Origin of the sequence: Caballeronia sordidicola (genome assembly GCF_000729995.1) — a bacterium.
GTDB lineage: Bacteria > Pseudomonadota > Gammaproteobacteria > Burkholderiales > Burkholderiaceae > Caballeronia > Caballeronia sordidicola_A.
Genome location: NZ_JNFG01000157.1, coordinates 1 through 375, shown reverse-complemented (window position 1 = coordinate 375; position 375 = coordinate 1). Strand labels below are relative to the sequence as shown.

The following is a 375-nucleotide window of genomic DNA, read 5'->3' as shown; positions in this document are numbered from 1 at the left end:
TTGGCACTCCATCGCCGATGCCGACCACTACGCGGAAAAAATATGCGCCTACGTTGGTGCTGGTGGGAAGCCTGTCCAGCGTGTCCGAGCGCCAGTGCGCGATGCTTAAGGATCGCGCTGGCGTTACCGAATTGACGGTGCCACCGGCCGTATTACGCCAAGGTCCTTCACACGCGGACTGGGCTCAGTGGGAAGCTCGTATCGGCCAGGTGCTCTGTGGTGGCAACGACCTGCTGGTCCGTATTGGGCGGGATGGCACCTTCAACCCTGCCGAGGGCGCGCAGCTTTCTACTTCGCTCGCGCAGCTCGTGAAGCAGCATTTTGTCTATGTCGGCGGCCTGGTCGCAACGGGCGGCGAAACCGCGCGGGCCATGT

General features: G+C 62.7%; 1 protein-coding gene. It reads left to right on the top strand.

The window, feature by feature from the left end:
- On the top strand, nucleotides 1–375 hold a 375-nt coding region (locus tag FH08_RS0134180), incomplete at both ends, for a nucleotide-binding domain containing protein (RefSeq protein ID WP_035568067.1).